General features: G+C 62.1%; 23 protein-coding genes. 13 read left to right on the forward strand and 10 right to left on the reverse strand.

The genetic code is table 11. The features are described 5' to 3' along the window. Positions 1-4 precede the first annotated feature (4 nt). The 5 genes from ON753_RS07420 (at position 5) to ON753_RS07440 (ending at position 3,499) form a co-directional block, all read left to right on the forward strand. Entirely contained in the window at positions 5-1,594 is a 1,590-nt protein-coding gene (locus tag ON753_RS07420; RefSeq protein ID WP_265961930.1) for a Na+/H+ antiporter subunit D, read from the forward strand. Next, on the forward strand, positions 1,591-2,067 hold the full coding sequence (locus ON753_RS07425; protein ID WP_265961931.1) for a Na+/H+ antiporter subunit E: 477 nt from the start codon (positions 1,591-1,593) through the stop codon (positions 2,065-2,067). The genes ON753_RS07420 and ON753_RS07425 overlap by 4 nt, the downstream gene beginning before the upstream one ends. After that, on the forward strand, positions 2,064-2,420 hold the full coding sequence (locus tag ON753_RS07430; protein ID WP_265961932.1) for a cation:proton antiporter: 357 nt from the start codon (positions 2,064-2,066) through the stop codon (positions 2,418-2,420). The genes ON753_RS07425 and ON753_RS07430 overlap by 4 nt, the downstream gene beginning before the upstream one ends. Further along, positions 2,417-2,767, forward strand: a complete 351-nt coding sequence (mnhG, locus tag ON753_RS07435) for a monovalent cation/H(+) antiporter subunit G (RefSeq protein ID WP_265961933.1) — start codon at positions 2,417-2,419, stop codon at positions 2,765-2,767. The genes ON753_RS07430 and mnhG overlap by 4 nt, the downstream gene beginning before the upstream one ends. 315 nt (positions 2,768-3,082) lie before the next feature. Beyond that, complete coding sequence (locus ON753_RS07440) at positions 3,083-3,499, forward strand: Ros/MucR family transcriptional regulator (RefSeq protein ID WP_265961934.1); 417 nt, start codon at positions 3,083-3,085, stop codon at positions 3,497-3,499. 97 nt (positions 3,500-3,596) lie between these two features. Here the strand turns inward: ON753_RS07440 and ON753_RS07445 are convergent, their stop codons facing one another. Continuing rightward, the gene (locus tag ON753_RS07445; RefSeq protein ID WP_265961935.1) at positions 3,597-4,028 is read right to left on the reverse strand and encodes a SufE family protein; all 432 of its coding nucleotides are present in this window, start codon (positions 4,026-4,028) and stop codon (positions 3,597-3,599) included. 396 nt (positions 4,029-4,424) lie between these two features. Next, positions 4,425-4,871 carry a DUF5330 domain-containing protein gene (locus tag ON753_RS07450; protein WP_265961936.1) on the reverse strand — a complete coding sequence of 149 codons (447 nt, stop codon included), beginning with the start codon at positions 4,869-4,871 and terminating at the stop codon, positions 4,425-4,427. A 420-nt stretch (positions 4,872-5,291) separates the two neighbouring features. On the opposite strand from ON753_RS07450, the gene ON753_RS07455 reads away from it, so the two are divergent. From ON753_RS07455 to ON753_RS07465, 3 genes are all read left to right on the forward strand, one after another. Beyond that, positions 5,292-6,962 (forward strand): PAS domain-containing sensor histidine kinase, encoded by a 1,671-nt coding sequence (locus ON753_RS07455; RefSeq protein ID WP_265961937.1) that lies wholly within the window; start codon positions 5,292-5,294, stop codon positions 6,960-6,962. Between the two features lie 8 nt (positions 6,963-6,970). Continuing rightward, on the forward strand, positions 6,971-7,720 hold the full coding sequence (locus tag ON753_RS07460) for a peptidoglycan-binding domain-containing protein (RefSeq protein WP_265961938.1): 750 nt from the start codon (positions 6,971-6,973) through the stop codon (positions 7,718-7,720). 119 nt (positions 7,721-7,839) lie between these two features. After that, positions 7,840-8,211, forward strand: coding sequence for a DUF1491 family protein (locus ON753_RS07465; protein WP_265961939.1), 372 nt, complete (start codon positions 7,840-7,842; stop codon positions 8,209-8,211). 211 nt (positions 8,212-8,422) lie between these two features. On the opposite strand, the gene ON753_RS07470 is transcribed toward ON753_RS07465, so the two are convergent. Then, entirely contained in the window at positions 8,423-9,607 is a 1,185-nt protein-coding gene (locus ON753_RS07470; protein ID WP_323054696.1) for a DUF2336 domain-containing protein, read from the reverse strand. Between the two features lie 193 nt (positions 9,608-9,800). Here ON753_RS07470 and ON753_RS07475 point away from each other — a divergent pair, with 193 nt between their 5' ends. Both ON753_RS07475 and ON753_RS07480 read left to right on the forward strand, forming a co-directional pair. After that, a complete protein-coding gene (locus ON753_RS07475) occupies positions 9,801-10,010 on the forward strand; it encodes a hypothetical protein (protein WP_265961940.1) in 210 nt (69 codons plus the stop codon). A gap of 56 nt (positions 10,011-10,066) precedes the next feature. Continuing rightward, the gene (locus ON753_RS07480) at positions 10,067-10,933 is read left to right on the forward strand and encodes a hypothetical protein (RefSeq protein ID WP_265961941.1); all 867 of its coding nucleotides are present in this window, start codon (positions 10,067-10,069) and stop codon (positions 10,931-10,933) included. A 23-nt stretch (positions 10,934-10,956) separates the two neighbouring features. Here ON753_RS07480 and ON753_RS07485 read toward each other — a convergent pair whose 3' ends face one another. Genes ON753_RS07485 through ON753_RS07495 form a run of 3 tightly spaced genes read right to left on the reverse strand, consistent with a single transcriptional unit; the run spans position 10,957 to position 14,404 of the window. Continuing rightward, a complete protein-coding gene (locus tag ON753_RS07485) occupies positions 10,957-11,517 on the reverse strand; it encodes a DUF1254 domain-containing protein (RefSeq protein WP_265961942.1) in 561 nt (186 codons plus the stop codon). Next, complete coding sequence (locus ON753_RS07490; RefSeq protein ID WP_265961943.1) at positions 11,514-12,203, reverse strand: DUF1214 domain-containing protein; 690 nt, start codon at positions 12,201-12,203, stop codon at positions 11,514-11,516. The genes ON753_RS07485 and ON753_RS07490 overlap by 4 nt, the downstream gene beginning before the upstream one ends. Then, positions 12,200-14,404 carry a transglycosylase domain-containing protein gene (locus ON753_RS07495; protein ID WP_265961944.1) on the reverse strand — a complete coding sequence of 735 codons (2,205 nt, stop codon included), beginning with the start codon at positions 14,402-14,404 and terminating at the stop codon, positions 12,200-12,202. The genes ON753_RS07490 and ON753_RS07495 overlap by 4 nt, the downstream gene beginning before the upstream one ends. A 241-nt stretch (positions 14,405-14,645) precedes the next feature. Here ON753_RS07495 and ON753_RS07500 point away from each other — a divergent pair, with 241 nt between their 5' ends. Next, positions 14,646-15,125, forward strand: a complete 480-nt coding sequence (locus tag ON753_RS07500) for a YcgN family cysteine cluster protein (protein ID WP_265961945.1) — start codon at positions 14,646-14,648, stop codon at positions 15,123-15,125. A gap of 46 nt (positions 15,126-15,171) precedes the next feature. Here ON753_RS07500 and ON753_RS07505 read toward each other — a convergent pair whose 3' ends face one another. Next, on the reverse strand, positions 15,172-15,789 hold the full coding sequence (locus ON753_RS07505; protein ID WP_265961946.1) for a TetR/AcrR family transcriptional regulator: 618 nt from the start codon (positions 15,787-15,789) through the stop codon (positions 15,172-15,174). A 216-nt stretch (positions 15,790-16,005) separates the two neighbouring features. Between ON753_RS07505 and ON753_RS07510 the strand changes: the two genes are divergently transcribed. Beyond that, positions 16,006-16,587, forward strand: coding sequence for an NAD(P)H-dependent oxidoreductase (locus ON753_RS07510; protein WP_265961947.1), 582 nt, complete (start codon positions 16,006-16,008; stop codon positions 16,585-16,587). A 9-nt stretch (positions 16,588-16,596) separates the two neighbouring features. On the opposite strand, the gene ON753_RS07515 is transcribed toward ON753_RS07510, so the two are convergent. Beyond that, complete coding sequence (locus ON753_RS07515; protein ID WP_265961948.1) at positions 16,597-17,601, reverse strand: P1 family peptidase; 1,005 nt, start codon at positions 17,599-17,601, stop codon at positions 16,597-16,599. A 54-nt stretch (positions 17,602-17,655) separates the two neighbouring features. Then, the gene (locus tag ON753_RS07520) at positions 17,656-18,183 is read right to left on the reverse strand and encodes a flavin reductase (RefSeq protein WP_265961949.1); all 528 of its coding nucleotides are present in this window, start codon (positions 18,181-18,183) and stop codon (positions 17,656-17,658) included. Positions 18,184-18,473: 290 nt separating this feature from the next. On the opposite strand from ON753_RS07520, the gene ON753_RS07525 reads away from it, so the two are divergent. Continuing rightward, the gene (locus tag ON753_RS07525) at positions 18,474-19,586 is read left to right on the forward strand and encodes a branched-chain amino acid ABC transporter substrate-binding protein (RefSeq protein WP_265961950.1); all 1,113 of its coding nucleotides are present in this window, start codon (positions 18,474-18,476) and stop codon (positions 19,584-19,586) included. Between the two features lie 72 nt (positions 19,587-19,658). Here ON753_RS07525 and ON753_RS07530 read toward each other — a convergent pair whose 3' ends face one another. Further along, the gene (locus ON753_RS07530) at positions 19,659-20,267 is read right to left on the reverse strand and encodes a YceI family protein (protein WP_265961951.1); all 609 of its coding nucleotides are present in this window, start codon (positions 20,265-20,267) and stop codon (positions 19,659-19,661) included. Between the last annotated feature and the right edge of the window lie 49 nt (positions 20,268-20,316).

The raw sequence follows: 20,316 nt of genomic DNA on the forward strand, positions 1-20,316 counted from the left end.
CTACATGGCCGGTTCCTCCGTTTCCGTCGATATCTCTCAAGCCATGACGACCGCGGCGATCCCGGCCGGAGACTGGCTTGTTGTGGCACCGACGCTGATCACCATCCTGGGCGGCTCCCTGTGCCTGATGCTGCGCAAGAACACCGACCTGCAGCCCAAGATCGGGATCGGGTTCCTGGCCCTCCTGGTCCTGGCAAATCTCGCCCTTCTGATCCGGGTGCTCGACCATGGTGTCATCACCATGGTCATGGGCAGCTGGCTGCCGCCCTTCGGCATTGCCTTTACCGTCGACACGCTCGGCGTGACGCTCTCGATGATCGGCTCCATCGTGGCGTTTTGCGCCGGGGTCTTCGGCGTTGCCACCGTTGACAGCACGGGCCGCCGATACGGCTTCTATCCGTTCCTGCTGCTGCTCATGACCGGCGTTTCCGGCGCCTTCCTGACCGGTGACATCTTCAACCTCTATGTCTGGTTCGAAGTGCTGCTGATCTCGTCCTACGGGCTTCTGATCCTGGGCAACGACCGGATCCAGCTGGACGGCGCGGTCAAGTACGGCGTTCTCAACCTCGTCGCCACCAATCTGTTCCTGATTGCCACCGGCCTGCTCTACGGCATTTTCGGCACGCTCAACATGGCGGATATCGCCATGAAGGTGGCGGCGCTCGAAAATCCCGCCTCCGGCACGCTTGCGACCGTCGCAGCGCTCTACTTTCTCGCGTTCGCCATGAAGGCGGCCGCCTTTCCGGTCAACTTCTGGCTCCCGGCCTCCTACCACACGCCCAACGTGGTCGTGTCGGCAGTCTTCGCCGGCCTGCTGACGAAGGTCGGCGTTTATGCGCTGATCCGGGTCTTCGTCCTGCTGCTGCCCGCCTCGCGCGGCTACATGTCGGACGTGGTTGCCGCGGTGGCCATCGCAACGCTTCTCACCGGCGCGCTCGGGGCGCTGGCGCAGAGCGAGGTGCGGCGTCTGCTCGGATATGTCGTGATTGCCGGGATCGGCTCCATGCTGGCGGGGATCTCGGTCGGGTCGACGCTGGCGCTTTCCGGCGCGATCTTCTATGCCGTTCACTCCATCATCGTGATGACCGCGCTCTACATGGTCTCCGGCATCATGTGCATGATGGGTGGCTCCTACGACCTTCGCAAACTCGGCGGGCTCTATCAAAAGAGTGCCGCCTTTGCGGGCGTATTCCTTGTCCTCGGCTTCGCGGTCTCAGGCCTGCCGCCGTTTTCCGGGTTCTGGCCGAAGGTCATCCTGGTCGATGCGGCATTTTCCGATGGCAGGGCATGGCTCGGTGCGGCTATCCTTGTCAGCGGCTTCCTGGTTACGCTCGCCATGGGCCGGATCTGGATCTTCGCCTTCTGGCGTGGTGGTCCGGAAGGAACGCCTGACGGTGAGGCGGCTCCGTCGGCGGACGGTTCGGCCATACAACTGACGGGCGGCGCGGTCTGGCTGCCGCTCGGAATTCTGACCGCCCTCGTCGTCTATTTTGGCCTGCAGCCGGAATGGATGATTGAACTTTCAACGCGAGGCGCCGGCGGAATCGTCGAACCGTTCGGCTACCTGCGCTCGGTCTTTGGAGAGCAGGGATGACAAGTCTCTTCCTCATTAACATCCTCCTTGCTCTTGCGTGGGGTGCGGTCACGGGCAACTTTGCCGAGATAAATCTGGCCTTCGGTTTCGTTCTCGGGCTGGGCGCCCTCTATCTGATCCGGGAACAGGTCGGCACCGCGGTCTATTTTCACCGTTTCGGCAAGGCCCTTGGGCTGGCGGTACTGTTCGTCTACGAACTCGTGCTGTCGGCCTGGCGCGTTGCCCTGATCGTGCTGCGGCCCCGGATCGAGCTGCAGCCCGGTATCATCGCGTTTCCGCTGACCGTGGACAGGGACTTCGAGATCACCATGCTCGCCAATCTGATCACCCTGACGCCGGGAACGCTGTCAGTGGATGTTTCGGAGGACCGCAAGATCCTCTATGTTCACTGCATCGACGTGCCCGATACACAAGCCTGCATCGACGACATCAAGAACGGCTTCGAGCGGAAAATCCTGGAGGTGTTCAGATGAGCTCGTTCGAGGCCTTCGCAGCGCAGTTTCTGGCTATTTCGGTCAATGTTTCGCTGGCCATCCTGACGGTATCCTTCATCATCATCGTCATCAGGATCGTCGTGGGGCCCAGCCTCCCGGACCGTGTGGTCGCACTGGATATGCTGGTCACGGTCGGCATTGGGTTCATCGCCGCAATCGGCGTGTATACCGGTTACTATCTGTATATCGACATTGCCATCACGCTGGGTCTCGTCGGCTTCCTGGCAACGGTCGCTTTCGCCCGTTTCGTGATGAACCGGGGAATGGCCGGTGACAAGACGATCATGGCTGAAGTTGAAGAAAGCATCAAACGCCGGGAGGCGGGAGAATGAGCGCGCTGTTGGAAATCATAACCGGCACGATGCTTGTGATCGGTGCACTGTTCTCCCTGATTGCTTCAATCGGCCTCATCCGTCTGAAGGACGTTTATATGCGCATGCATGCCGCCTCCAAGGCGGGAACGCTCGGCTCCGGCGTCATGTTGCTCGCCCTGGCGGCACACGCGAATGACCTGGGGGTGATCACGCGAGCGATCGCGGGGGTTGTATTCTTCCTTCTTACCGCCCCAATTTCGGCCCATTTGTTGGCGAAAGCTGCATATGCGGCAGGATATCGCCCCTGTGCTGACACCAAAGAGGATGCGCTGGCCGACACCGTGCGGCGATCGGGGGAGGCGTGACCCGCCCACTGCTTTGGCGTGGGGGAAGTCGGGCACGCGGCTATACTATGGGTACATTGCGAATTCAGGTGCAGCCGAAATAGTCAATATTTATTGAATTCAATTTTTATTGCGCATTGCCGACTTTTATTTGATTTCTGGGGTTGTGATATCACGAAACCGGCGATATAAGGCTGTGAAGTTCGCCTGCAAAGTAGAATCGATTTCGATTTCTAAGTCCGCAAGTAACGTATTTTCCATAAACGCTTAGGGCTCCGACTTTCCGCAGGTTAAACGCCGCAGCTAATTTTGGAATCAGTAGAGAACGGGTGAAATATGACTGATAGTCCGGTGGATGCAAATCTGATTGATCTTACGGCTGATATTGTCTCAGCCTATGTCAGCAACAACACCGTTGCGTCAACGGATCTGCCGAGTCTGATCAACGAAGTGTACGGTGCTCTTCAGAGGACTGCGACCGCTTCCAGCGAACCGGAGCCGGAGCCGTTGAAGCCCGCCGTGCCGGTGAAGAAGTCGGTAATGCCCGACTACATCATCTGCCTGGAAGACGGCAAGAAGTTCAAGTCGCTCAAGCGGCATCTGCGCACCCATTACAACATGACCCCGGAAGAGTACCGGGAAAAATGGGACCTTGGTGCAGATTATCCGATGGTCGCACCGAACTATGCTGCGGCCCGCTCAGAGCTGGCCAAGAAAATGGGCCTCGGCCAGCAGCGCAAGCGCTCCAAGTAAAATCAGGTTGAAAAGATCATCTGATAGAAAAAGAGCTGCCGGGCGGGCAGCTCTTTTTTGTTTGTCCAGTCGTCGGCCGCTCGCGACCGCTGGGGTATCAGGCAGCCGCCAGGGCCGCCTCCGCGTCCGAACGGATCCTGCCGACCATGGATTTGAGGCCGTTTGAGCGTTGCGGTGTCAGGTGTTCCTTGAGGTCGAGCTTGGCGAAGACGGCGTCAACATCCGTGTCGAGAATTTCCTGCGCCGTCCTGCCGCTGTACAGCGCCGTCACGATGGCAACCAGGCCCTGGACGATAAGGGCATCGCTTTCGCCCCTGAAGGTCAGGACAGGGACGCCGTCCGGACCGGGGCCGACATTGGTAATCAGCCAGACCTGCGACACGCAGCCACGCACCTTGGTCTGCTCCGTCCGTTCCGCTTCGGACAGTGGCGGCATCTCCCTGCCGATATCGATCAGGTATTTGTAGCGGTCTTCCCAATCGTCCAGAAAGTCGAAGGTCTCAAGGATTTCGCTTAAGCTTGTCGTCATGACGCCGTTCATTGAAGGTTCGTGTGCCAATCGTCGTTGATCATGCCCGTCCGAACGATCTGAAACGCGTTCGGCAATGCGCCGGCGGTCAACCGTTGTGGAACGCCGACAGGTCCTGACCGATCAAGATCGGTGTTACGCCTTCATATAGCCTGCCCATCGCAAAGTGCAAATGCGGGTAACGGGAAAGCGGCGGCTTATGGGGCATGTGCGTCAGGCGCGGAAAAGAAAAATACGCCGCAGACGGGCTGGGCAGCTGTCCATCTGCGGCGTTGCGGAATGATCCGCCGGAGTAAAGCCGTCGGCGCAGTGCTTGTCGGGCACTGCTCCAGCGGGGGCGCAATCGACCGTTTCGGTTCCAGGAGGTCGCAGGAACCAGAACGGCGGATTGTCTGCTCAGGATTTGACGCCTGAGTGTGGCTTGGGCCGCGGCACGGGCCCAAAAGCTGCCTCCTCGGGGGAGGCGTTATCCAGGGCCGGTTGCCAGGAAGGAGCACCGGCCGCGAGCGAAGTCGCGTCAACAGTCGGCTGTGCGGGCGTGGAGCCTGTTACCAGGGCATCACTTTCCACTCGCTCGGCAACCTGCGTGTCGAGAAATTCATAGACGATCCGGGCGCCATCGCGGGCGCGGCTGCCGATGGCCGACAACGCTTCGCCGCCTGTTTCGCAGGCGTCGGGGTTGCGGTCGCAGAAGCTGCCGATGTCCGATACGGCTGCCTGCGCCGCCAGAAAGGCGGAGACGGGATCTACAGCTTCCTCTGACGTGCTTTCGCTACCCGATCCAAGGGGAATCAGGACCAGCACCAGTGTGAGCCAGAAGGCTGTCCTCAACAGAAAGAACATGTCGCTACCCATAGTCTGTTCAGTCCAGCGCGCCTTATGCCGTTGGCACGCTTGTTTTATGACTGCACCATAACAACGACATGAGAATGTCCGGTTGAGCCCGCGAGGCCAATTTTCGTAAAATGAAACAGGTATTTAAGTCGAGTTTTCCGATAAATTGATTCAAGTTTTAGACATCTCCGCACAACCGCCTGTGGCGAACCGGTTTCGTACTTTTTTGGCAATTTCGATTCATCCTTTATCGTTCCTTAAGTGCTGCTGCACACAATGAGCCCATGGGAGTTGCGAGCGGAAAACGCCGCGTCTGTTGTGTGGTAGCGTAGAGTGCGTAAGATTTTGAATTGTTTGAGTGATTTGTTGGAGCATTGGGCTGCGCGAGTCGACGGGATGATTCATCCTCAGGCCGCCGAAGACGTATTCATGGCTCCTCTGCATCGCTCGTTTCTGATCAGCGGTATCGTGAGCGGTGCCGCCGCTCTGTTCGTCCTGCCGCTCCACCTCGCCCTGGCCGGCCCGCCCCATGCCGCCGCCATTCTCGTGCTGGCCTGGATGCTGAGCCAGTGGCCGCAGACGCTTTACCTGTCGCAGTCCGGAGATCTGAACCGGGCGATCGGTCTGTCATCAACACTGTTCGCCTGCTTCGTCGCCGGGGTCTGTCTGCTGACCGGCGGCAGCGATTCCTTTGCGCTCGCCTGGCTGTTGATCCCGCCGGTGGAAGCAGCGTTCTCGACGAGCCGCAGGACGGCGATCGGCATTACCGCGCTCTGCTGCACGCTTCTGGCCGCGATCAGCTTTCTTTCCGTGCCGCTGCCGCAATTCGAACCGCTGCCCGGGCCGGTCCGCTTCATCGCGGTCCTGGCCGCGCTGATTTATGTCGGCATGCTGGGGCTGCGGATATCGCTGGACCGCAAGCGGGCGCAAAACGCGGTGCAGGTATCTGAGACCAGGCGGCAGCTCATCAGTCAGAGTGCGTCAGAGATCTTCTGCGAACTCGACGAGGATGGACGGATGCGGATCCTGGGCGGTCCGGTCAAACGGATCTTCGGTACGGTGCCGACGGCGGGCGGGGAAGACTGGCTGTTCCAGCGATTGCATGTGGCCGACCGGCCGCTTTATCTGAGCCGGCTGTCCGACGTCCGGCACAGCGGCGCACCGGCCGGGTTCGGTATTCGGCTGCGCATCGGTGCAGCGAGGCCCGGGGAGACCGGGCAGGCGGAGTACCGTTCGCTGCACCTGCATGTAAGGCCGGCGGCGGGCGACCAGTCATCCGGGGAAACCAGAAGGCTTCTTCTGTCCGTCCGTCCGCTGGATGAGCGCTTGCAGGAAGGCGATCCGGAATTCGTCCGCTCGCTCGGGGAAAGCCGGACCGGCAGGGTTTCCAGGTCGCTGCTTGAAACCGCGGGCATTGATGCCCGCAACGCGTTTTCGGAAATCATCGCCCATGCCTCCCGGCTGGAAGCCGGCGGCGAGGGGATGCCGGTGAACGATATTCGCGATGCAGCCTGCCTGGTGAAAGAGGCCGGGGAGGCGGGTCTCAAGCGGCTTGGCGGCGTTCTGGATTTCATGCCCGACGTTACCGCAGGAACTGACCCCGTCTATGGCGCTTTCGACCTGCGGTCCTGCCTGGACCAGTGTCGCGAGCTACTCGCTCAAAGCGCGGCAGGGAAGGGTGTCGGCATTGAAATCAGGACCGGACCGGACCTGCCGGCTGCCGTGGCTGATGAGAAGCGGGTTCGCCAAGCGTTCAGCTTCATCCTTTCCTGCATGATCGAATCCTCGGGAAGCGGTGCAACGGTGACCGTCTCGGGCGAGCGGAAATATGCGGGCTCCCAGAAACCCAGCGATCTGGAAGTCGTGCTTTCGGTCAGGAACCGGCAGTCGAGCCTCAGCTGGAGCGCGGAGAGCTGCAGATCCGTCCTCGACTTTGCCGGTGAACTGCTTGAGCGGACCGGTGGGCGACTTTCGCTCGTCACCACGCTGGGTCAGGGAGAAAGTGTCGTCGTGTGTTTGCCTGTGCGTTCCAATCCGGCCTTGCGTGTCAGTTCAGCCGAAGCTGTGACGGATATCCGGCAGCTGGCGAAAACGGCATAGGCGGCGGCATGGCAAAACAATCAAGGAACACAAAACAGGCCAAGGGCCGGGAAACCTTCATGTCGCGGGCAGGCCATGTTGCGCTGGACAATCCGGTCGCAGCCGGCGGCACCGTCGTCATGGGACTGACCGCCTGCCTGATCGTCGCCAACGCGGTCGGTCTGCAGCCGGGCCGGCATCCTGCGCCGCTGTTTGCAACGCGCGATCGGCACGACACGATGCAGCTTCCCGAACCTGCCGGCCGCCGCAACGGAATACAGGTTCAGGAAATTTCCACGCTGGTGCTGGACATGCAGATCGCCATGCGCCGGATTGGCCTCTACAAGGGGCCGCTCGACGGATTGAACGGCCCGGCAACGGAACGTGCGATCCGCGCCTTTGAGCGCCGCGCCGGCCGAATGGAGACGGGCGAGGCGAACGAGGCGCTGTTGGCGCTCGTGCTCATGCACGGCGATGAACCGCTTGCGGGGCAGATTCCCGTTCCCGATGTCAAACCCGGATTCTCCGGGACCGAAGCGCAGATGGCCTCGGCCGAGACAGTCTCCGACATCGACGCCGATCCGTATCTGATGAGGGTGCAGAAGGCTTTGTCGGAGCTCGGCTACGGTCCTTTGAAGGCCGACGGCGTGATGGGCGAAAACACGACGGCCGCCATCAAACGCTTTGAACTCGACCGGGGACTGCCGCTGACCGGCGAGCCGGGCCCGAAGGTGATCGAGCGTCTCGAGACGATCAGCGGCCGCTCGCTTTCGCGCTGACATCTGCTATTAGGGACCGTATCCCGGGCAACCGGCGTTCAGGTTTGCATCTCGGATGCCGACATCTGATCATGGCGGGACGCGGCGCCGCTCGCAGCCGCTCCAGCACAGGACTGACAATGCGGGTCACTTCGGAATTCTTCGTCAGCGCACTTGTCCGCCGCATTTTCGGTGAAGGCGGATTTGCCGCCGTATCAAAAAGAGGGGCGGCGGAAGCCGGCGCCGTGTTCGTCAGCGTGGATCGGCTGGACGGCCGCTTCGACCTCTACGGCCCCGCCCCGCAATCAATGTTCAGCGACCTGCCGGACGGACGTCTGTTTGAACAGGTGTTGTCGCAGGTGGGCCGGGAGGGACTGGACGAGCGCCTGCGCAGCGAAGCGCGTATGGACCCGGATTACTGGCTGGTCGAAATCGAAGCACGCGATGGCCGGGTCGATCTCCCCATCGCAAGCGACGACCCCCGGCCGGGGTCGGATGTGTTCCGGTATTAGAGTTTTTGCAGCGGAGCGTCCGGTTCAGCACTTCGACCTGGCGACGACCGGACCTGTGAGGTCACCAGTGCCGCATCCGCCATTTCCAGAGAATATCCAGTCTGATCCAGAGAAACGACTGCGTGTTCCTCGCTCTCGGTCGCAGGCAATCGCCGTGGGGTCGATTCCCACGCTGCCTCTTACCCGCGGTAGAGGGCCGCCGCCGGTCGGTCTATTCGCCGCTCACCCGGCGGCCCTGACCGTGGCTTGCGCCCTGACGCGCGCTCCGGTCTTCGGAGGGGAAGCCCGGCATGTCCTCGCGGCGTCGGCGCTCCTGGAACTGCGGCGCGTGCTGTGGGGCCGGTTTGTGAGCGCCCGTCGTCTGGTCGGCTTGCCCCTGCAGCATCCACTGGCCGACAAGGACGTTGGCGGATCCGAAGCTTAGCGTGCCGTGCAGGCGCAGCAGGTTGCGCAGACTGTTCAGCGGTATGCTGTCGCCGAACAGTCTGATCAGGATGGTGGTTGTCTGGGAGGCAGACATGCCGAGTGCTTTCAGCGCAATCGTCAGCCCGTCGCTCTGGTCCGCCTGCAGCAGAAGATCGCAGCTGCTTTGCGGCAAGCCGAGGCCCTGCGCGAGCAGGTCGGCAAAGTGCGTCCTGTTCTGGGCAACGGCTTCTTCCACCAGCGCGCTCTGCAGCCGGAGGTGCGCCGAATCCGGGCGATGCTCCGCGGTTCCGCCTGGCGTTTGCGCCTGCCTGAGCAGGCTGGTCATTTCAGCCGCCGCGATGGCTTTCGCCTTCAAGGGGGCGGGCAAGTGCAGATATTGAGCCATCAGACCATCCGGATTGAGTGCGTCCTGACCGGCTAATACTAAACCAAGGGTAGCAACAATGTCACTACGACAACTCAATTTTGTCTGTTGAGCCTGTGTCAGAGTTACATCGTCCCGATCAAGAAGGATGCTGATGACATTCGCACCGGCATGTTGGCACAGGGCGCTGATCACCGATTCGCGCAGCGAGGGACGGTTGGCGATCGCCTTTCTCAAGGAGTCCGGGCCGGATCTGGCAACCCGCAAAAGGAGATCCACAGAAAGCCTTGGACTGCAACGAAGCGCCGGATAGGCGGTGAGTTCGTCCTCGTCGGATGCCAGAAGCTCCAGGAAATCATCCGGCATCTCCGGATGCGCCGCCAGCAGATTGGCGATCCGGCGCCGGTCTTCGGGCACGGTGGACGGCAGGAGGTTTCGCGCCAGCTCCAGAAAAATCTTAGTTTCTTCAGCATCATGCCGGGAGCGCTCGACAAAGAGTTCCGTCGCTGCGAGCAGAATGCCGCGATCTGAGGACCGGCTGGCCGCGTTCTTCTGAGGCGGAACCGAACCGGGCACACAACGGTTGAAGGATTGAGATTGGCGCATGACACCCGTCTACGAAATACAGGAGACCGGACGACCGGCAGTAGTTGTTTCGTTCAAATTGCCGGAAAAGCGTTAGCATGCTGTTAACCCTGACAGCTTCTTAATGATGGCTGCAGGAAGTAATGCGTCGCCCGTTTGACCGTGTCCGGCCGGTAATACACCGCTCGGGAGATCGGCACCGAAGGAGGAGACGATGGGCACCTTGTTGGACTTTGCATCAGCGCGCCGGCCCGCTGCACGTGTGAGCCATGGCCGCAACTATCCGCGACCACAGCGCCGGGAGACCTTTGGAGAGGTTATCCTCTTCCCAGGTATCCGCTATGAGCGTCATGACCTTGATCTTGCCGCGCGAATCAACACCATCGGAAAGGCTGCTGGACCTGCTGGCTCCGACAAGGACTGACGGTCCCGCCCCTCCAGCCGCACCACTGACATGACAAGCGTCTGGAGACACGCCCGATGGGCACAGGTAAAGCGGCATATTCCGGCTCCGCGCCCGTGAAGGGCAGGGGCCAATGGATCAGGCAGGCGCCGGCACTCGCCGCGATGGTGCTTGTTGCCGCAACCGCGTTGAGCGCGTGCACGCGCCCGACAGGCGATTTCGGCAGGGCGAAACCCTCCGTCATTCATGACGATCTCATGCCGGCGGTAGGAAATGAAGCTGCCCGGCTTCGCGGCGACCCCGTCTCGAAGTTCAACTACACCAATGATGAAAAGCTGCTGCGCAATCGCGGCTGGACGCTGATCCGGCCGCCCTGGACCAAGGACTGGATCGGCGGAACCATGGTGGAACTGTCGCGCACGCGTGTCCTGCCGGAAACCGAAGGCCGTGTGCCGCCCGATCTCTATTTCCTCTATCTGCGCTCTGACAGGTTCAAGTCCTCCGATGCCCGCTACGACAAGATCGCCGCGGATGCTTCGGGCGACGCGGAACTGGTCATGCCCTTCTGCGAGGTCGCGATCAGGGTGCGCGCGGCGGATGACGAGCGGCTGCGGGTTCTGAAGAACAAGCCGATCACCACCGAGGAAACCTATGAAGGCGCCAAGGCGCGTGTCTGGGAAAACCGGGTCATGATCAAATGGGTCGGCCAGGCGCTGCGCTACCGCATCATAGCCTACAGGAAGGCGCTGGACGGCCTGGAAATCGAAACGCCGAGCCGCGATCGCCTGTGGAAGGTCAACAACGCCATCCGGGAACTGGAAGGCCAGGTGAGGCTCGCCGAAGCCAGCTGCGAGACGCCGAACGGCTCTGGCTATGACGAGCCGGTCCGCCGATCCCGGATCTACAAGGGGTGGGGCCTGGAGAGGGCGCCGGTGGTCAAGTAAGGCAAGGCGCGCCGTGCCGGCCGCTATATCTTCCCGCAGAGCGCGCGTTTCAGCGCCGCGTCGACCGCATCCGCTTTCGAAGGATGCGGAACATAGGCCCGCAGCAGGGCAAAACCGCTCAGGGTGTCTTCCGTCTCGATGACGATCAGATCCTCAAGGTTCTCCGGCGGCCGCTCGCGCAGGATGGAGAGCTGTTCCGTGGTCAGCACCAGCATGGAGAGACGCTCAGCGCCGGCCGTGCGGTTGTTGAGACTGTAGACGGCTTCCCCGGCCGAATTGAACAGCCCGATCGACCAGAAGGACACCGGAATGCTGGCGTCGAAGAGCACCGGTCCGTTGGCCAGCTGGAACCGGCAGACGGCATGTTTCATCGCCGGGTCGAGGTCCGGCAGGGCCTCCTGGCCGGGTTCGACATCCGGCAGCAGGTTGAACTGCCGGTCGGGCCCGTGTTTGGCGATGTTGTCGTAGGCGCTGTGCTGAACGTTGCGCGGAATGGCGAGCACCACCAGTATGTGGATGATGGCGGCAAGACAGAGCGTTGCCAGCATGCCGACAGTGAGGCTGAAGCGGGGCGAAAGCGTCATGGGCAGCCCAGCCTGTCTATGACCGGCATGTTGACGCCGTCGAGGGCCGCACCCGTGGTGACCGGTGCATCGTAGAGCCGCAGAACGAAGCGCAGGCCGTCGCCGGCTCGGGCGTCGGCGGCCAGCGGCAGCCAGTTGCCGGAATGGGCCGCCTTGGCGGCGGTGATCTCAAACGAGCCGTCCGCATTGCGCAGGAGGTTCTGGCTGACCAATTGCACGCGTCCGGACAGCGTTTTAACCAGATTGCCGTGACCGTTCACCGTGGTGATCGTCCAGAGCCTTGCGGAGGGGGTCTGTCCCGCGATCCGGTAGACGCAGGTCGGGTCGAGCTGACGCCCCGCGCTGTCTTCCCGCGCGACCAGCGCAAGCCCTTCGCCGCTGGCCAGAGGGATAACGGCGCCGCGCGTGTAGATGGCGACGGAATAGGGATCCGCTTCCGCGGTGCCCGCCTTCGGATAGGCGTGCCAAGGACCGAGGGTGACCGCGTCGAGGGGCTGCTCGCGCTCGATGACCAGATAGGCTGAGCTGATTCCCAGGAGCGACGCCAGCACCAGGATTACGGCGATCGTAAACAGCGTGCGCACAGGGTGACCGCGGTAGGGCCGTATGGCCCGTGGCAGTTCGTCCTGGTACCAGTCGGCTTCGCCATGCGTGGCCTTGTGCGGCCGGAGAGCGGCGTCGGTCATTGCGCGGCCGCCAGGTCGGTCGCGGCGGTGGAGGTAGCCGGCTCGATATCCGCCTTCGCACTGTCCTGTGCCACAATCCTTCGCAGATTGTCGCCGATGCCGAGCAGCAGTTCCTGCGTGCGCCGTTTCAAGACGCGCGGCTGTGGCGCCTCGGCGTCCTCGTCGGCCTGCGTGGTGGGGGCGGCGCGCGCGAGTCGAGGAAGGGTCTCGGCATCGACGCCCGGCATCCGGGCAAGCTCAATGCCGTTATGGGCATAGTCCATGAACTGATGCCAGGTCATTGCAGGCAGGCTGCCGCCGGTCACGCGCCGGGTCGAGGTGAAGTCGTCATTGCCGAACCAGACGGCGGTGGTGAAGTTGCCGGTGTAGCCGACGAACCAGGCGTCCCTGTAGGCGTTGGTCGTGCCGGTCTTGCCGGCGGCGACAACCCCGTCGATCCGGGCCCGCCGCCCCGTGCCTTCCTCGACCACATTGACTAGGATATCGTTGATCTGGTGGACCTTGTCTTCGGGCAGCACCCGTTTTGGCTCCGGCCCATCCCTTTCCCGGCGGTAGAGCACCGTACCGGCACTGTTGGCAACTTCCAAGATGGCGTAAGGGGCGGCCTTGTACCCGCCGTTGGCCAATGAGGAATAGGCCGATGCCATGTCGATCACGGTCACTTCCGATGATCCGATGGGCAGAGAGAGAGAATTCTCCAGCTCATGCGAGATGCCCATGGCATAGGCGGTTTCGATGATCTTCTCCCGGCCGAAATCCAGGGAAAGGCGCACCGGAATGGTGTTGATCGACTTGGTCAGCGCCAGTTTCAGGCTGACGGGGCCGCGATAGCTTCTCGTGTAATTCTTCGGCGACCAGTTGCCGATCCAGACCGGCCGGTCCGGTACGATACTCTCCGGGGTATAGCCGTTCAGGAACGCGGTCATATAGACGAAGGGCTTGAAGGAGGATCCCGGCTGGCGCAGGGCGTTGACGGCGCGGTTGAACTGGCTTTCGCCATAGGACCTTCCGCCGACCATGGCGACCACGGCTCCGTCCGGGATCATCGAGACCAGGGCGGCTTCGTTCGCATCGCGCAGCTTGCCGTTCTCTCTCAAGACCGTTTCGACCGCCAGGGCCGCCTGGCGCTGCAGGGCCGGGTCCAGGGTTGTCCGGACCGTCACGATACGGTCGCGGGCGAGGGCGGGATTGCGGCGGGCGAGCTTTTTCACCTCCTCCAGGCCCCAGTCGAGGAAATATTCGGGCAATTGCTCCTGGGAGCGGTCAACCGCCAGGGCCGGGTTGCGGCGGGCGCCGATCACCTGTCCTTCGGTCAGGAGTTCGGACTGAACCATGTTGGTCAGCACTTCATTGGCGCGGGCGCGCGCCGCGGGAAGGTTGATATGCGGGGCATATTTGGTCGGCGCCTTGTAGAGGCCTGCAAGCATGGCGCTTTCGGCGAGTGTCAGCTCGCGCACGTTCTTGTTGAAATAGAACTCCGCGGCGGCAGTCACGCCGAAAACGCCCCCGCCCATATAGGCCCGGTCCAGGTAGAGCTTGAGGATTTCCTGCTTGGAGAGATTGGCCTCCAACCACAGGGCCAGATACGCTTCCTTGATCTTGCGGCTCAGGCTGCGCTCGTTGTTCAGGAAGAGGTTTTTGGCAAGCTGCTGGGTCAGTGTCGATCCGCCCTGGACGACACCGCCTGCGCGGGCATTTTCCACCATCGCGCGGAAGGTGCCGACGAAATCGATGCCGAAATGCATGAAGAAGCGCCGGTCCTCGGTCGCCAGTGTGGCCTTGACGAGCGAATCGGGAATCTCCTCCAGGGGAACACTGTCGTTGAGTACGATGCCCCGGCGTCCGATTTCATTGCCGAACCTGTCCAGAAAGGTGACGGCGAAATCCTCGGTTGTCTTCCAGTCGGCATAGCGGGTTGCCTCGAAGGCGGGCTGGGCAAAGGCCAGCACGATCACGAAGCCGATGACGCCGAAGGTCAGGCCATCGGAACACAGCTCCGACAAGGCGCGCCAGATCCCATGAGCGCGGAACCGGCGCAGAAAAGCGTCGTAGCCTTCGATCGTACGGCGCAACGCGGTGCCGCTTTTCCAGAGCGCGGTGTCGACAAGGGCATCGATCGCAAGGAAAAACCGGCGGATACGGCCACGCTTGCGCAGCGTAACGTTGCCGTCTTTGTCATTTGATTGCCGTTCGTCTGCCACGCGATACTCTGTGTCCGGGATCAAGAGGGGCCGATTTCAAATTACCGGTTTTTTGGGTGCGTGAAAACCAGTCTCGGATCGCAGTCTATATGACGTATGGTTTATTGATCTTTCCTGAATCCTGGCCGCTCCGGGCCGGATCAGCGGGCGCCGGAAGGCGAGGGACAGGCTTGCAACCGCTTGCCGCCCTGCCGTTTGCATGATAGGCGGGAACCGGCTTTCCAACGGCAAAGAAAGAAGAATGAAAGCGGACTCACTCACTGGCGACCTGCCGTTCTGGAAAACCAAGACCCTGGAGGACATGAGCACCTCCGAGTGGGAGTCCCTGTGCGACGGGTGTGCCCGGTGCTGTCTCAACAAACTGGAAGACTGGGACACCGGCGAGATCGTCTGGACCGACGTCGCTTGCACCCTTTTGGACGGTCGGAGCTGCCGCTGCAAGGACTATGAGAACCGGGCGGCAACAGTGCCCGACTGTATTCAGCTGACGCCGGAAGAAGTGCGCACGCTGACCTGGCTGCCGCCGACATGCGCCTATCGACTGGTCAGGGAGGGGCTTGATCTCTACTGGTGGCATCCTCTGGTCTCCGGCGATCCGGAGACGGTGCACCAGGCCGGAATATCGGTGCGCGGCCGGACTGTTCCCGAAGACGGCATGGCGCTTCAGGATTACGAGCATCACGTGGTGAACTGGCCGGCGGAACTTCCCGACGGCGATTGAGCTTTGTCCGCCTGGCGTCATTCGGACGAAACGTAGTGTCTCTCCATCAGCAAGCGAGCAGATAGGCTTCCACGTGTCGCCGCAGCCTGGCCTCCAGCGCGGCGCGATCGGTCAATTGATGACTTTTCAAGAGGATCGCCCCGTGGATCATGAAGGCGATCAGTCCATCGACCAATTCCGCCGGAGAGCGGTCTTGCCGCAAGGCCGGACGGACGGCTTCGTCAGCCTGCCAGGTTCCCAGATATGAGGCCAGATCCGCATCGAGCGCCCCGAGCGTCTCGACGAATTCCGCAGCGCAATTGGGTTTCGTCACGCCGATATTGTCCAGGAACAGACGCAGGATCGTCGGGCTGTCCGTGATCACCGCAATGAAGGCCATGATCCGCCGGAGCAGATTTCCGACGGGATCCGCCGGCATTTCCGCCGAGGCAGCCTCTTCCTCCTGCGTTGAGTGAAGCGCGTTCAGCCGGTCCAGCAGCACATGTGAGAGCAGGCCGTCCATATCCCCGAAATGCGCGAACACGGTTCCCTTGGCGACCCCGGCTTCCACGGCGACGGATTCGGCGGTGACCTGTTCCAGGCCGTGGCGATGGGTCAGTTCCCTGGCGGCCTGCAGCACCCGTGCTCTGGTGGCAACACTGCGCTGCTGCGGTTTGCGTGTCATGAATCCTCATAAAAATGACCACGGTCAAAAAATACCTTGACCTACAAGCGTAACGATGTCAATAAATGACCGTGGTCAATTTTAGAGTTGAGCCGCACCAGCTGGATCGAACTGCATTCGCGTCGAACCGCGCGAATGCAGAAAAATGAAACAATCGCAAGATCTTGGAGCAGTCAGTTCGCCTACCAGCGCTGAAGGCTCCGGAAAAGGTGTGAGATGACACGTATTCTGATCCTCGACGGACATCCGGCCAAAGATACCTTCTGCCAGGCCCTGGGCGATGCATACGCCCATAGTGCCTGGAATAACGGACACGAAGTCCGCGTGCGGCATCTGTCCGGGATGGCGTTCAACCCCGACTTCGGCCAGTCGACTTTTTCCGGCACCCGGCCATGGGAACCGGATCTTCAGGCGCTCTGGGACGATATCGTCTGGTGCGAGCACTTCGTCGTCGTCCATCCCCTCTGGTGGGGCGGGCTTCCCGCCAAGCTGAAGGGCGTGTTCGACCGGATCCTGCTGCCGGGCATGGCATTCCGGTATGTCTCGGGAAAACCCCTGCCGGAAAAGCTGCTTGCGGGGCGCACGGCAGAGGTGCTGGTGACCTCGGATACGCCGGGCTGGTACTTCCGCTGGATCTACGGCTCCGGCGCGCGCAAGCAGACCGAAAAGCAGATCCTCGACTTCTGTGGGCTCAAGCCCAGGGGATATCACATGTTCGCACCCGTCCGCGGGTCGAGTGGCAGCGACCGGGAAAAGATGCTGAGCCGCGCCGGGCAACTGGGCCGCAGGGCTGCCTGAGGCCTTTCTCTAGCGTCCGAACCGCTGCCGCCAGGTCGGGACCGGATCGCCCGGGGCGGGGGAGGCGTGATAGATGCCTCTGGCAATGGCGCGCGCAAGACAGGCGGCTGCGGCGGCCCCGAGCTGGACCATGTCTTCCAGACCGTTTTTCAGTTTGCGCTGACCGGTCGACAGAGCGAAAACCAGATCGCCGTCCAAAGGCGTGTGCGCCGGCCAGAGCGCCCGGGCGAGGCCGTCGTGAGCCATCACGGCAAGGCGCTTGGCTTCACCCTTGGTCAGGATCGCGTCCGTGGCGACGGCTGCGATGGTGGTATTGGCGCCGGCCTTCAGCCCGTCGAGTTTCGTTCGCACGGCGGTGCTGTCCGCAGGCAGGGGGTGTGCCATTCCCCGGCCTCCGAATTCCCCGTCGATTTCGAAGGGTGCGGCCCAGAAATGCGCGCTGTCGCCGATCGTTGCCCGTCCGAGCGCATTGACCGCAACAATCGCCCCGATCGTGACGCCGTTCTGAAGCACCTGTGATGCGGAGCCGAGACCGCCTTTCAGGTTGGCGGTCGTCGCACCGGTCCCGGCACCGACCGAGCCAAGGGGAAACTCATGGCCGATGGCGTCCAGCGCGGAGCGGCCGAGATCGCGGTAGGGCGCTGCCTGACCCCAGCTCTTGTCGCCGCCGTTCAGGAGATCGAACAGGATCGCGGTCGGCACGATCGGAACCCGGACGGGGCCGATCTGAAAGCCGTAGCCGAGGTCCGCCAGGCGTCCCTGAACCCCCGCACCGGCATCGAGGCCGAAGGCGGAGCCGCCGGCGAGCACGATGGCGTCAATCTTTTCGATCGTCTGTTCCGGCTCCAGCAGTGCGATCTCCCGTGTGCCGGGCGCGCCCCCATGGATTGCGACGGACGTGACGGCGGGCTCGTCCGGGACAAGAACCGTCGCGCCGGATTTCAGCTCCTCGTCGGAGGCATTGCCGACCTTGAGGCCGGGAACGTCGGTGATGAGGTTGCGCAGGCCGGCCATGAGCTGTCAGTCCAGGTTTGACGGAGCGGAAAGAGGAATGTGATCCGAAGCAGATCACGTGTCGAGGCTTTTGTATCCCCGGCGCACATAGAGCAGGGATTTGCCGGGGGCGGAAACCCGCAAATCGGCGACCGTACCGACGATAATGGAATGGGTGCCCATTTCGGTGACCGAAAACACCTCGCAATCGACACTGAGGCGAGCATTGTCGAGTGCCGGACAGCCGGTTGCGAGCCGCGTCCAGCTGCCCTTTGCGAACCGGTCGTCCATCTCCAGCTTGTTCCGCCCGGCAAAAGCCTCGGAAATCTCCTCGTGATCGTCGCCCAGGGTATTGAGGCAGAAACTGCGGTTCGTCAGCACGGCCGCGTGGATCCGGGTAAGGCGGTTGAGGCAGACGAGGATGCTTGGAGGATCATCGCTGACCGAACAGGCGGCGGAAACGGTGGCGCCCATGCGCCCGGCCGGGCCATCCGTCGTCACCACGTGCACGGCCGCCGCGATCCGGCTCATCGCTTCCCGAAAGCTTTGTGCATCCAGTGTCAGCTTGCCCTGGTCTGTCGAATCTGAGGAGGATGAGGACATTCTGTCGGCTCCTTGGGGGCAAGGGAATCGGATCAAGCTTCTGACGAAACGGGAGTTTATTCGTCCTGTTCCACTGTGCCTAGATCAAGTTGCCGTCAAGTGAAAGGGCGAGAAAGCGGACAAGCGGGCCGATCGTTGAAGATTTCCCGATCCATCTTGCCAGGGAGCACAGCTTTCCGGAACAGGCCGCTTGTTCGGAGCAGCCGGCATTTTGCATGCGGGCGCATTGAGCTTGGCCTCTGCTCGGGGTACCTGTAAGAAACGAAACACTTGGAAATCCGGGGAGGCCGATGAGATATCTGCAGCTTGCCGCCAGCGCGGCCGTTCTGGTTTCCTGCATTTTGCCCGGCGCGGCGTCTGCCGAGATTCCGATCGCCGTCGCGGGCCCGATGAAAGGCCAGTTCGCGGAGTTCGGCGCCCAGATGCAGGCCGGAGCCGAGCAGGCAATTGCCGACATCAATGCCGCCGGCGGCGTGAACGGCGAACCGCTGGTTCTTGAAATTGCCGACGATAACTGTGACGCGGAAACGGCCAGGGCCGTGGCCAATCAGCTGGTCGGCAAGGGTGTCCGGTTCGTCGCCGGGCATCTGTGCTTTGCCGCTTCCATACCGGCTAGCGATGTCTATTCGAATGCCGGCATCGTCCAGATTTCTCCGGGTACCACCTTGCCCGCATATACCGACGAGCGGCCGGGCGAAGGCGTGTTCCGGATGGCGCCAAGGGACGATCAGCAGGCCCGGCTGGCCGGCCGCCTTCTGGCGCAGGAGTTCGGCGGTGAACGCATTGCGATCCTTCATGACAAGACCGTCTACGGCAAAGGCCTTACCGATGCGGTCAAGTCCGTCATGACGGAGCTTGGAACAACCGAGAGCATTGCCCTTGGCTTTGACGCGGGTGATGACGATTACCGCTACTTGGTGTCCCAGCTCGCCCTGGAAGACATCGGCGTCGTCTATCTGGGCGGGTATCCGCCGGAAGCCGGGCTGATCAAGCTAGAAATGGAGCGGCAGGACCTGGGCGCGGTTCTGGTCGCGGGCGATGCCCTGGTGACCGAAGACTACTGGTCGGTGGCAGGCCCGGCGGCCAACGGCACTCTGCTGAGCTATCCGCTGAACCCGCGGGACATTCCGGCCGCCCGGACTGTCATAAGCGCACTGGAAGAAGCCGGAAAGCCGGCGGATCGCTATGCGCTGACCACCTACGCGGCCGTTCAGGCCTGGGCACAGGCGGCCGAAGCGGCCGGCGGCACGGCACTTGAAGAAGTTTCCGCGGCACTCGATCAAGGCACTTTCGACACCGTGCTGGGGCCGGTCTCGTTCGACGAGAACGGCGACAGCAACGTGCCGGGCTATGTCTGGTACGAATGGCGTGACGGCGGTCCCCGCCTGAGAGGGGCGCAATAAGAGCCGCGTCAGGGAAGGAAATGAGCACGCGGCCGTGAGGCGCGCGTGCTGTCATTCGGGACCGGGAGTGGTTCAGCTACGACGCCCGGTACCGTTGATCTTCAGGTTGACCTTGTCGGCATAGATCGGCAGACCGGCTTCCATGCCATAGAGGCTGCGGAAGAACCCGCCCGATACCTGGAAGTCCACACGGCTGCTCGACGTCTCGCCGTTCACCGTAACCGAAAGCCTGGTACGCTTCTTCTGGCCGCGCATGGTCAGGACGCCCTCGACTTCGGCGGAATTTTCGCCCGTGATGCGCACGCTCGTGCTCTCGAAGCGGGCAATCGGGTGCTTGGCCACGTTGAACATGGCCGAACTCTTCAAGAAGTCCGTAATCCTGTCGCTACCGGTCTCAATACTCCTGAGATCGACGTCCACCGTCACGCGGCTCTTTTCCGGCCGGTTCTGGTTGAGGATCATTGTTCCGGAAACTTTCTGGAACTGCCCGGTGACCGGGCCGCGGCCGAGAACCTTTACGGAAAAGCCGGTGTCGATATCTGCGGGCGCGAGGACGTATGTTCCCGACAGCGAGCCCGCCTCGGCCGGCGCGAGCGAAAGCGTAGCGATGCAGGCCAGCATGGCGAGCGATTGCGCCGCCCGTCGGGCGATGTCTGCGAGGGTGGAACGAAACTTGAGCATTCTTTCAGTCCTTGGATCGGATCAAACTGGAGAGGGTGGAACCGCTGGG

The organism is Roseibium salinum (assembly GCF_026240905.1).
In the GTDB taxonomy this organism is placed as follows: domain Bacteria; phylum Pseudomonadota; class Alphaproteobacteria; order Rhizobiales; family Stappiaceae; genus Roseibium; species Roseibium salinum.

Excerpts from the sequence above, each read along its gene's own strand:
- ON753_RS07440 (WP_265961934.1), top strand. The coding sequence starts at position 3,083 with ATGACTGATAGTCCGGTGGATGCAAATCTGATTGATCTTACGGCTGAT.
- ON753_RS07530 (WP_265961951.1), bottom strand. The coding sequence starts at position 20,267 with ATGCTCAAGTTTCGTTCCACCCTCGCAGACATCGCCCGACGGGCGGCG.
- ON753_RS07500 (WP_265961945.1), top strand. The coding sequence starts at position 14,646 with ATGAAAGCGGACTCACTCACTGGCGACCTGCCGTTCTGGAAAACCAAG.
- ON753_RS07465 (WP_265961939.1), top strand. The coding sequence starts at position 7,840 with ATGCGGGTCACTTCGGAATTCTTCGTCAGCGCACTTGTCCGCCGCATT.
- ON753_RS07520 (WP_265961949.1), bottom strand. The coding sequence starts at position 18,183 with ATGTCCTCATCCTCCTCAGATTCGACAGACCAGGGCAAGCTGACACTG.
- ON753_RS07430 (WP_265961932.1), top strand. The coding sequence starts at position 2,064 with ATGAGCTCGTTCGAGGCCTTCGCAGCGCAGTTTCTGGCTATTTCGGTC.
- ON753_RS07515 (WP_265961948.1), bottom strand. The coding sequence starts at position 17,601 with ATGGCCGGCCTGCGCAACCTCATCACCGACGTTCCCGGCCTCAAGGTC.
- ON753_RS07460 (WP_265961938.1), top strand. The coding sequence starts at position 6,971 with ATGGCAAAACAATCAAGGAACACAAAACAGGCCAAGGGCCGGGAAACC.
- ON753_RS07490 (WP_265961943.1), bottom strand. The coding sequence starts at position 12,203 with ATGACCGACGCCGCTCTCCGGCCGCACAAGGCCACGCATGGCGAAGCC.
- ON753_RS07480 (WP_265961941.1), top strand. The coding sequence starts at position 10,067 with ATGGGCACAGGTAAAGCGGCATATTCCGGCTCCGCGCCCGTGAAGGGC.
- mnhG (WP_265961933.1), top strand. The coding sequence starts at position 2,417 with ATGAGCGCGCTGTTGGAAATCATAACCGGCACGATGCTTGTGATCGGT.
- ON753_RS07510 (WP_265961947.1), top strand. The coding sequence starts at position 16,006 with ATGACACGTATTCTGATCCTCGACGGACATCCGGCCAAAGATACCTTC.
- ON753_RS07470 (WP_323054696.1), bottom strand. The coding sequence starts at position 9,607 with ATGCGCCAATCTCAATCCTTCAACCGTTGTGTGCCCGGTTCGGTTCCG.
- ON753_RS07475 (WP_265961940.1), top strand. The coding sequence starts at position 9,801 with ATGGGCACCTTGTTGGACTTTGCATCAGCGCGCCGGCCCGCTGCACGT.
- ON753_RS07420 (WP_265961930.1), top strand. The coding sequence starts at position 5 with ATGGCCGGTTCCTCCGTTTCCGTCGATATCTCTCAAGCCATGACGACC.
- ON753_RS07455 (WP_265961937.1), top strand. The coding sequence starts at position 5,292 with ATGGCTCCTCTGCATCGCTCGTTTCTGATCAGCGGTATCGTGAGCGGT.
- ON753_RS07485 (WP_265961942.1), bottom strand. The coding sequence starts at position 11,517 with ATGACGCTTTCGCCCCGCTTCAGCCTCACTGTCGGCATGCTGGCAACG.
- ON753_RS07450 (WP_265961936.1), bottom strand. The coding sequence starts at position 4,871 with ATGTTCTTTCTGTTGAGGACAGCCTTCTGGCTCACACTGGTGCTGGTC.
- ON753_RS07505 (WP_265961946.1), bottom strand. The coding sequence starts at position 15,789 with ATGACACGCAAACCGCAGCAGCGCAGTGTTGCCACCAGAGCACGGGTG.
- ON753_RS07425 (WP_265961931.1), top strand. The coding sequence starts at position 1,591 with ATGACAAGTCTCTTCCTCATTAACATCCTCCTTGCTCTTGCGTGGGGT.
- ON753_RS07525 (WP_265961950.1), top strand. The coding sequence starts at position 18,474 with ATGAGATATCTGCAGCTTGCCGCCAGCGCGGCCGTTCTGGTTTCCTGC.
- ON753_RS07445 (WP_265961935.1), bottom strand. The coding sequence starts at position 4,028 with ATGACGACAAGCTTAAGCGAAATCCTTGAGACCTTCGACTTTCTGGAC.